Source organism: Mycobacterium sp. TH-M116 (assembly GCF_057473685.1).
In genome coordinates, this window is sequence record NZ_JBYCLC010000321.1 from 1 (window position 1) to 9946 (window position 9946).

At 62.6% G+C, this 9946-nt stretch carries 6 protein-coding genes and 1 pseudogene; 2 read left to right on the top strand and 5 right to left on the bottom strand.

Annotation, left to right across the window (positions count from 1 at the left end; all coding sequences use genetic code 11):
- Window positions 1-647: 647 nt before the first annotated feature.
- Together AC2VOK_RS16620 and AC2VOK_RS16625 are read left to right on the top strand one after the other, a co-directional pair.
- Complete coding sequence (locus tag AC2VOK_RS16620; protein WP_428901463.1) at window positions 648-3425, top strand: PPE domain-containing protein; 2778 nt, start codon at window positions 648-650, stop codon at window positions 3423-3425.
- A gap of 144 nt (window positions 3426-3569) precedes the next feature.
- Window positions 3570-4682 carry an Abi-alpha family protein gene (locus AC2VOK_RS16625; protein WP_428901464.1) on the top strand — a complete coding sequence of 371 codons (1113 nt, stop codon included), beginning with the start codon at window positions 3570-3572 and terminating at the stop codon, window positions 4680-4682.
- Between the two features lie 27 nt (window positions 4683-4709).
- Here AC2VOK_RS16625 and AC2VOK_RS16630 read toward each other — a convergent pair whose 3' ends face one another.
- From AC2VOK_RS16630 to AC2VOK_RS16650, 5 genes and pseudogenes are all read right to left on the bottom strand, one after another.
- Window positions 4710-6071, bottom strand: a complete 1362-nt coding sequence (locus AC2VOK_RS16630) for a DUF445 domain-containing protein (RefSeq protein ID WP_428901465.1) — start codon at window positions 6069-6071, stop codon at window positions 4710-4712.
- A gap of 225 nt (window positions 6072-6296) precedes the next feature.
- Window positions 6297-7163: a cytochrome c biogenesis CcdA family protein gene (locus tag AC2VOK_RS16635; RefSeq protein WP_428901466.1), complete on the bottom strand. Its 867-nt coding sequence runs from the start codon at window positions 7161-7163 to the stop codon at window positions 6297-6299.
- The gene (locus AC2VOK_RS16640) at window positions 7160-7708 is read right to left on the bottom strand and encodes a protein disulfide oxidoreductase (protein ID WP_428901467.1); all 549 of its coding nucleotides are present in this window, start codon (window positions 7706-7708) and stop codon (window positions 7160-7162) included. The genes AC2VOK_RS16635 and AC2VOK_RS16640 overlap by 4 nt, the downstream gene beginning before the upstream one ends.
- Before the next feature lie 224 nt (window positions 7709-7932).
- Window positions 7933-8694: pseudogene (locus AC2VOK_RS16645) on the bottom strand (HAD-IB family hydrolase); the annotation flags it as partial.
- A gap of 205 nt (window positions 8695-8899) precedes the next feature.
- Window positions 8900-9943: a wax ester/triacylglycerol synthase domain-containing protein gene (locus tag AC2VOK_RS16650; RefSeq protein ID WP_428901468.1), complete on the bottom strand. Its 1044-nt coding sequence runs from the start codon at window positions 9941-9943 to the stop codon at window positions 8900-8902.
- Between the last annotated feature and the right edge of the window lie 3 nt (window positions 9944-9946).

The window sequence follows — 9946 nt, forward strand, 5'->3', positions numbered from 1 at the left end:
CGCCGCAGGTTCGGTATCGACGATTTGACTCAACAGCGCCTCCCCCGTCACAGGTCCCGCGGCGGCCGTCCGGACACCTTTGCAGCCGGGCCCTTCGGCGCTTTCATGGCAAGCGACTCTCTGGACAAAGGAGCTCGCTTCGTAGACGAAGTTGACATTGCGGTCCACCCCCCCCCTGGCCGATACGGGCTCGTGCGTGATGAACGAATGGAATTGACACGGGATAGTAACGCGAGTCACGCCGCGGAAGCGAGGGGTTCGAGTTGACCCACGCGAAAATTCGCGGACCAGGTTGAGGTTGTCGGAGCGTGACTGGCGCCGGTGGTTCGGCCGGCGTGGACGCGGGACGAATCGAGCATGACCTCCGGAGGCGGCCATCCGACATGACCGCAGCGCGGCGGATTTGACAACCGCGCAACCACCACGCGAAGAAATGCAATTTGTAAAGAAACTAGACACAGCATCGCCAATGCCCTTGTTGTAACGATTGTATAACGATAATTGCATTTAGGCCGTGCGCGATATTGACACCGCTCGAACTTGACCGTTCTAATTACGCTACTCGTGAGTAGTAATCCCCTGGCGTACCGGACTACGGCACTCACCTGCATCAACACTTGCCTCGAGTCGTCCAGGAGCGCTGCGGCGTGAACTTTCTCATCCTGCCACCGGAAATCAACGCGTCACGACTGTTCGCGGGCGTGGGATCCGAGCCGATGCTGTCAGCCGCGATGGCCTGGGACGGCATCGCGGAAGAAACGGCGTCCGCCGCGGCCTCCATCTCATCGCTGACCTCCGGGCTGGTCGCCCAGGCGTGGCACGGGCCGTCCGCTGCGGCCATGGCGGCCGCCGCAGGCCCCTACGCCAGGTGGCTGATCGCCGTGGCGGCCGAGGCCAAGGAGGCGGCCGTACAGGCGCGCACGGTGAGCGGCGAGTTCGCGATGGCGCAGGCGGCAATGGTGCAGCCGGGTCTGATCGGCGTGAACCGTTCTCAGCTGGTTTCGTTGATGATTTCCAACCTGTTCGGGCAGAACGCGCCGGCGATCGCGGCGCTGGAAGCCGAGTATGAGGACATGTGGGCACAGGCGGTGTCAGCAATGTCGAGCTATCACAGTGGTGTTTCGACAGCCTTGTCGGCGCTCACCCCCTTCACGCATCTGTTGGACAACCTCGCCGGCCTGCCGATTCCGTCGGCCGTCGTAGCTGCGGTGCCTGCGGCGCCGGTCAAAACATTGGCGCTGAACCTGGGCCTGGCCAATATCGGAGGCAGCAACATCGGGAACGCGAACATCGGCTTCGCGAACATCGGCAGCGGAAACCTCGGCAATTCAAATTTCGGATCGGGGAACCTGGGCAGCCTGAACCATGGCCTGGCGAACCTGGGTGGAGCCAACTTTGGTTTTGGCAATGCGGGCAGCATCAATTTCGGCTTCGGAAATTCGGGTGACTCCAACATCGGTTTTGCGAACACCGGTAACAGCAATATCGGCATCGGGCTGACGGGCAACAATCGGGTCGGTATCGGCAACGCCTACATCGGCGCCCCGTTAAGCCTTTTCAACGTCGCCGGGCTCAACTCTGGCAGCGGAAATATCGGGCTGTTCAACTCAGGCAGCGGGAACGTAGGTTTCTTCAATTCGGGCACCGGCAACTTCGGCTTCGGCAATTCCGGCAGCTACAACACGGGGCTCTTCAACTCTGGGCAGGCGAACACCGGGCTGTTCAACTCGGGTTCGTTCAACACCGGTTGGCTCGACGCCGGCATCGCCAACACGGGATTGACCAACCCCGGCGATTATAATTCCGGCAGCTCCAACCCCGGCTCATTCAACACGGGCGGCTTCAACACCGGCACGGCGAACACCGGCTGGTTGAATGCCGGAAACATCAACACCGGCGTTTTGAATACCGGCAACATGAATAACGGCTTCGTCAACACGGGCGACATGAATAGCGGTATCTTCTTTCAAGGTGTGAGTCAAGGCGGTCTACAGTTGGCGATCACGACGCCGAACTTGACTCTGCCGCCTTTCGAGATACCCTCCGTTGTGATTCCTGCGTTTGATTTGCCCCAGTTTTCAATTCCGTCGCTGACGATTCCCTCGTTGACGATTCCGGCGGGGACGGCGTTGGGTGCGTTTGATCTGCCGGTGTTGTCGGTGCCGTCGGTGACGGTGCCGTCGTTGACGATTCCGCCGATCACGGTGGGTGGATTCAGTCTGCCGGAGTTGTCGGTGCCGTCGGTGAGCATTCCGTCGTTCACGATCCCGGCGATAGCATTGGGTGGTTTCAGCTTGCCGGCATTGACGGTACCCGCACTGGGCCTTCCAGCTATTACGGTGCCTGCTTTCACGACTCCTGCCTTTATTTTTGACGGAAAAATACTGACCGCTGAAATCTCCATACCACCCATAACTGTGGGCGGATTTTACACACCATTGATAAATCCGCTTGGCATCAGCGTGACGTTTCCTACTTTTACGTTGGACTACGTCTTAACTTTCCCGAACAACACCACGCTCATTCAGACCGGTATTTCGGGCCTGACTCCGCAGATCGGAGGGGGCGTCAACGGGCCCGGAACCAGACCCGGTACCGGGGGAGGGCCGGCTTCCCTCACCATCTCCGGGGGCATCATTCCAGGCTTCGGCTTGGAGATTCCCTCCTTCTACGTCCCCGGCTTCAACTTGCCCGGCTTTACGATCCCGGGACTTACCATCGGCGCACTCGCCACGCCCGCGATCGCTGTCCCCGAGATCAAAATTCCCTCGATCTCGACAGCGGAGTTCACCATCCCATCGATCGGCGTCGGCTCATTTGACCTTCCGCAGATCACCACACCGCAATTGACGACGCCGCCGATCACGATTGATCCGATCACGGTCAGTGGTTTCCAGTTGCCGCAGATCACCACGCCGACGATCACGACGCCGCCGTTGACGATCGCTCCGATCGGGGTGGGGTCGTTCAGTCTGCCCAACATCACCACGCCGACGATCACGACGCCGCCCTTTGTGGTGCCCCCGATCGGACTGAGCAGTTTCACCACCGCGCCGTTTACCATCCCCAGCTTCCATCTGCCCGCGACCACCATCGCGGTGATCGATTTCCCAAGTGCCCCAGGCGTCTTCAACTCGAGTACATCGCCGTCGTCGGGGTTCTTCAACTCCGGCACCGGAGGGGAATCGGGCTTCGGCAACAACGGATCTGGACTCTCGGGCTGGTTCAACGCGGATCCGACGGGTGGGCACACCGGCGGCTCCGGTTACCACAACTTCGGCAGCCTGATTTCGGGCTTCAGCAACTTGGGCCGTGGCATCTCCGGGGTGTTCAACACGGGATCCTTGCCGTTCACGATGACGAGCCTGGTGTCGGGCGCCAGGAACGCCGGCTACGACCTTGCCGGTGTCTTATTCGAAGACTGACTGTGTCACGAAAATTAAGCGCCGCCGACAGTGAGCGGTTTCCAGTTGACTTCACCCGGGCCACGAATAGCCGCACCGGGTTTCTCTTCGGACCACCGTCAACGTAGTGTGATCTCACACACGATCGCCGCGAGCAGGTAGGACATGAACGATTCGAATGGTCAGGTTGACCGCGGGTTCGAACCTCGTCGGCCCGCTGAGGTCGATGCCCTCGCCGCAGTGCTGCGCGAGGCGGCGGGCGTGGTCGAGCTCACCAGAGGGCTGTTCAGCCAGACATTCCGCGCCGTCACCCATCCGAGGGACGCCGTGAACGGAATCACGAACGTGGTGAACTACCTGGCGAATTCGGCCAACGAGGTTCGTCAGTTCGCGATCGGTGAGGGTGACTCGGCCGGCGCGACCCAGACGCACCCACTGTCCGGCACGACCGTCGACCCTCACGCGGGGGCCGCGCAGGCGGAGGTCCTGCCGCCGGACGCCTGCGGCGCGCTCTCAGGGGACGGGACCGGGAGTGCGAGTTCTCACTCGGGCGGGGACGGTTCGTTGGGAGGGATGCTGTTGGGCACGGTCAGCCGAGTGGCCGCCCGTCCAGTCGGCATGTTTGTCGACACGTTGCGGCAGGTGCAGCAGGTGCAGTACGGCGTCGCGCCGTCGCAGGCCATCGACAACGCAGTCAGCATGTTCCTGGGAACGGCATCGCGGGATGAAATCGCCTCACTGAAAATGCGCGGCGAGGCGCTCCTTCGTGTGTCCTGCCAGCCCGAATACCAGTTTCGGGACGTGCATCCTTCATTCTCCAACATCCTCGACGAACTGCTTCCCGACGAGGCCAGAATATTGCGCTTCCTGGCGGTGGCCGGGACTCAACCGGCCATCGATGTGCGCACCAGAAAGCTTTTTGGCATAGGTTCTGTCAAGTTGGTCGGCGGGGTCAACATGATCTCAGAAATGGCGGGATGTAAATGGCCCGATTGCGCCTATCAGTATCTGGCGAATCTGAATCGCCTGGGCCTGATTGACTTTTCCAAGGAACCGGTTGAAGACTACCGGCGCTACGCGCTGTTGGAGGTTCAGCCGCGAGCCACGGCGGCGATGGCTCGGGAACCAAAATCGATCAGCGTCTATCGGAGCATATCGCTGACCTCATTCGGTCGGCAGTTCGTCAGTGCATGTATCGACATCGAAGGATATGAAGGCGGCGGCTGGGCCACCGACGGTCGCGCGGACAAGATCGTCGGGAAGGGCGCACCTTCCTGATCTGCGCGGCTGATCAGCGGGCGCTGATCACCATCCGAACAGCAGTAGGTGGATTCCCCCTACCACCACGCCCAACAGCCCCCCGTGGACGTAAAGCAGCCAGGCATCTTGTTCGATGGCCGAGTAGAGCATCTCGGCGAATTCATTCGGAGGCAAAGCGCGGAACTTCTGGGTTGCGAATAACTCGATTTTCTTGGCCCGCTGGTCACTGAATTCGTCGAAGGTCAGCAGTTCCGGCGCCAATTCCACGGCGGCAAGGCTCGCCTTGCGCTCCAATAGGACGACGTTGACTATCCCCAGTGAGCGGGTGGCGATCGCTCCCAGAGGAGTCAGTATCGCCTCGACTTCTTCGGCCACCGCCTCCTCGATGATCAGGGCGGTCTTGTCGGCACAGGCGCCGGCCAAAAGTTCGCGGGCGAAGTTCGGAACGGTCATGACCTCGCGGGACAGCATCTCGGAGAGTTCGGCAGCGGCTTCGTGCTGGCGCTTGGGAAAAAGGCCCTGGCGCCACAAGCAGCGATAGATGGGCTTGGGGTCGCCCGGTTCGAACACCACTTTGACGGCAAGGTAGTTGACCACTATCCCGATGATCGCCGCCCCGGCGAGCACAACCAGCCACGTGGGCATAGCGCTCAAGACGGGTGGCTGCTCTTCGCGTATCCACGATATGTACAGCGCAAGAGGGATTCCGAAGACGAAGCCGAGCGCACCGATGCGAATCATGAACCTGAGCTCGGGAGCGCCCATTCCTTTGATGATGTCGACGAGCACACCGGGGTTACGTCGCAGGTGATTGACCACCATCAGCTTCACATTGAGCAGGTCGCTGATGTTCTCGCCGATCCGGGCGAACACTCGGCGCGAGATTTGCGGTAGTTTGTCGTCCAGTGTCTTCAGTGTCTGGTTTTGGACCGGCACGGGCAGGCTGCGCCAGAGCGTGCGGTGCTCGCTTTCGATGATTTCCTCGGCAAGTTTCTTCACATTCGGTCGCAAGGCGTCCGCGATGGTGTCCGCGAGTTCCGCCGGGCCGAGCTCTTCGTAGAAATCTCGGATGCTGCCGACCCGGGCAATCGACATATCGACGATCAGGCTGGCCATTTTCTCGGCACGACAGGGGATGAACCCTTGGAATCCCAAGATTCCGTTGGGCGCAAAAATCGGCAGAATTTGAACCTTGCGGGGGAGAAACGGGAAGAGCGATTTGAGTCCCGGCACGTAGAACCCGGTGAAGTAGATCGGCGCGAAGAGCATGATCACCCCGGTCCAGTTGGTGATGAGACCGGCGATTGCGCTGAAGATCGGGATGCTGACCAAGTCGACCACGAAAGCGGACTGGCCGGTGAGTTCTTCCCAGTCGAGGAACGGTCCAGCCGCAGTAATACCGAGCATTGCAAAGTCCTCCCAGTGTGGTCGAGATCCGACCTGCTGGAAAGAATCTAGCAGTGTGGTCCTGAATTTTTCAGGCTCCCCTTGATGCTTGATCGGGTAGTTTTGTGCCTTGAGCGCAGGAGGCTCCTGTCGTTGCCGCGCAGGGTTTCTGGATGTCGGAGATCAGGAACCAAAGGAAGCGGGTTACGGTGTTCGCCGATCTCTATCCGCGCCGCGCGCCTGGTGTCACCGGTATCTTGGCCCTCCGGAGCGCCACCGGGACACGGCGTGTAAGCCCGCTCCGGCAGCGAGCAGCGCCATCCCCACGGCCAGCAGCAACCATGGGCTCAGTCCGTTGACCCAATCCGCCAGCCGGCTCTGCACGGTGCCGACGGCCCGCACCACGGGGTCGCCGGCGTCGGCATCGGTGTAGTAGAGCCGGATTTCGTAATAGCCGTAGTAGGCCACGTACAGACCGGTGAGCAGCACGACGACCCCGGCGATCCGCCCGACACAGGGCAGTACGCGACGAAAGGCGGCGCCGACCGACGCTCCGGCGAGCGCGACGGCCAGCGCCGCCACCCCCACCGTGATGGTCATCCCGACGGCGTAGGCGAGGAAGGCCAGCACGCCCGAGAGCACCGAGCCCTGGTTGAACGTCATGCTGATCACGGCGAGAAAGGGGGCGATCGTGCACGACAGCGAGGCGATCGCATAGCCCACCCCGTAGCCGTACATCGATCCGAGCCGCGCGGTCGGTGTGCCTCCGAAGCGCTTGGGCAGGAGGACGGTGATGTCCTTGCCGGCCACGAGCCAGATCCCGACGCCGACGAGCAGAAATCCGATGACCACGGTGGCGAACGGCAGGTACTTCTGCGCCGAGGCGATCACGGGCGAGATGACCAGACCGAAGGCTCCGAAAACTGTCAGAAACCCCAGAGACATGCCGGCGGTGGCCCCGACCGCGCGGAGCAGGGCCGCCGGGCGTGAGGTGCCATGGCTGCCGGCGATCACCAAGCCCAGATAACCGGGCAGGAAGGCGAAGCCGCAGGGGTTGAGCGCGGCCACCAGGCCGGCGCCCAGCGCGAAGCTGAGCGCGGCGGTGTTGATCACCTGTTGGTCAATCCGCTGACCCGCTCGGCCAGTTCGGTTTCGGTGAGCTGGCCTTTGACGACATCGACGCTGCCGTCGGCGCGGATGAACGCCCACGCGGGTTGCCGGGTGATGCCGAATTTGGCCCACACCGTCCCGTCGGTGTCGGCCAATTGGGTGAGTGCACCGAGGTGGTATTTGTCGACGAAGGACTGCATCGATGACACCTGATCACGCGCCGCCACCCCGACGAACGTCACGTGCGGGTTCGACGCCGCTACCTTGGCGAGGGCGGGTGCCTCCTGCTGGCACGTCGGGCACCAGGGCGCCCAGAACCACAGCACCGCCGGCTTACCCGCGAGGCTTTCTCCGGAGAACGCCTGTCCTGCTAGCGTTTTGGTGGAAAATTGCAGCGGAGACGGGGCGGCGGTCGCCTGGCCGGCCGCGGCGTTCGAGGACGCGGCAGGCGCGGTCGTCACTCCGGATCGCGTTTCCGGGGCACCGCATGCCGCGATGACGGTCGCGACGGCGACAGCGACCAGCGAAGCGGCCGGAAGACCTGACATGACACGTCCTTCCCGTCTGGGAGTGGAGCCGGGAGCTGCCACCATACTGTCTCCGTACGAAGATGGTATGTGCCATGGCCAACGTCCGCCGCCGTCGATATGTTGGTCTGCGAAACCTAGTGTACGCCTGGGATAATCATGTCTCAGACGCGTCGACGTCGTCTGGGTGTCGGTCAAGGCACGCTGAACCCCGAGCGGCGGCGCAACGAGCGGATGAGCGCTCGGGCGCCCGACCGCGCCGCCATGGTGCCGCGCAGCGAGACCGGCTGGGAGAAGGTCAAGGCGGGCCAACCGCGTTCGGCGGCTTGTTTGCGTAAGCCGCGGCCCGGGTTGACCACGCTGGGGTGGCCCACTGCTTCCAGCATCGGCAAGTCGGTGATCGAGTCGGAGTAGCCGTAGCAGTGTTCGAGCTGGTAGCCCTCGCGGGCTGTCAGCTCGCGTATCGCATGCACCTTGCGTTCGCCGAAACAGTGGAATGCGACGTCGCCGGTGTACTTGCCGTTCTCGACCACCAGTCGGGTCGCCATGGCATGGGTGGCGCCCAGCGCGCGGGCGATCGGTTCCACGATGTCTTGACCCGACGCCGAGACGACGACGACGTCGCGGCCGCAAAGTTTGTGGGCGGCGATCAGGTCCGCGGCTTCGGCGAACACCAACGGCGCCACGATGTCATGCAGCCTCTCACTGACGATCGACCTGACCTGTGCCACATCCCAACCGGTGCACAAGTTGGCCATGTGGATGCGCATCCGATCCAGCGGGTCATGGTTGGCGCCGGCGAGCAAGAAGAGGAACTCGGCGTAAGCCGACTTGAGCACAGCGCGGCTGTCGAGCAGTCCATGGTCGTAGAACAATTCGCCGAATGCCACCGTGCTGGATTTGGCGATGATGGTCTTGTCCAGGTCGAAGAATGCGGCGGTGCGTGCGGCGGCGGTCGCTGTGTGCGGGGAGGTTTGCTGCGGTACGGCCTGGTCGGGGACGGTCACCGGCCCAGCATAGGTCGGCGACCCCACGCGGCGGCGATGTTCCGCAGAAACGTCGCCGGGATGCCTGCACGGGCCTGGCGGGATCCGATCTTCTGGGAAGACGCGAATACAATTGCAGGCCAGGGCTTTATCGCTGACCCGGTTATCGGCCTACGCTGGTTCAACTGCCGTCGGTTGTCTCGCGGCAAACCCGGTGAGCGCGTTCCTATACCTCCAGGAGGCCGTGGTCCTGCGCAATGATCTGTTTGGTGAGGTCGTCCAACCACACCTGTATGCCGGTGCACACTCGGTCCGCGAGCGCAGCCAGCGATCGGTCCGCGACAACGATGATCGAGAGATCGCCGTTGTACGCCGACCCGACCAACCCGAGGGCTTTCGTGCCGCCGGGGAGGGCGGCCAGCAAGCACTGTTCGAGGCGGCCGCCGAGACCGCTGATGCCTTCGGGCGGACCATTGAGCAATGTCGCGGTGACATTCCACTTCATCGGCCAGGTCTGGACTGCCCCTCCTTTGCCGAGCATGGAACGGATCGCGGGTTCATCGGAGTCGAGGGCTTGTCGTAGCCGGTCGGTGATGCAACGCAGGAGTTCAAGCGGGTTGTGCTGCGAGAGGGGCGCCGAGATGACCAAGTTGCTCGTCTGGGTCGAAGAATTGACGAAAACGTGGTGGGTGTCTTCACGTAAACTCTTCGGCACCCCGATTTTCAGAGGCGCGCTCAGTGGGATGCGTTCGGCAGCCAGTGCCTCCTCGAGGGCATGGGCCACCGCCGCAAGAAACACGGTGTTCACCGTCGCTCGTGGGGTGCTTTCAGCCAGAGTTCGGAGTTCGTCGAGCGGTCGCGAAGTCGTACGGAAAACCCACTCGCCGCTCGCGGGCCGGTTGATCCCGGCCGGCCTGTACGGGTGCCGGACTTCCCGCCACACCAGCCCCGCCAGCCGGGTCAGATCCCGTGCAGCGGTCTGCGCGCGGTCGGGTGAACGCATCGCCCCGAGGGCTTTCCTGGATCCTCGCATGACACCGCGGCCCCGCCAGGCCAACCCGTGTCGGACGAGTTCGTGCGTTGGCGGGGTTGAGACCTTGGGACGACCCGTGCAGTGCGGCGGCATGAAGTCGACGTCGAGAAGCGCCATGCCGAAGAGCGCGACGCATGCTTCCCCATCGCCCAGGACATGATGGACCTGGACGACGATGGCCCACTTGCCGTCCTGAAAACCTTCGACGATGTAGACCCGCCACGGTGGACGTCGCAGGTC

Excerpts from the sequence above, each read along its gene's own strand:
- AC2VOK_RS16630 (WP_428901465.1), bottom strand. The coding sequence starts at position 6,071 with ATGCTCGGTATTACTGCGGCTGGACCGTTCCTCGACTGGGAAGAACTC.
- AC2VOK_RS16625 (WP_428901464.1), top strand. The coding sequence starts at position 3,570 with ATGAACGATTCGAATGGTCAGGTTGACCGCGGGTTCGAACCTCGTCGG.
- AC2VOK_RS16640 (WP_428901467.1), bottom strand. The coding sequence starts at position 7,708 with ATGTCAGGTCTTCCGGCCGCTTCGCTGGTCGCTGTCGCCGTCGCGACC.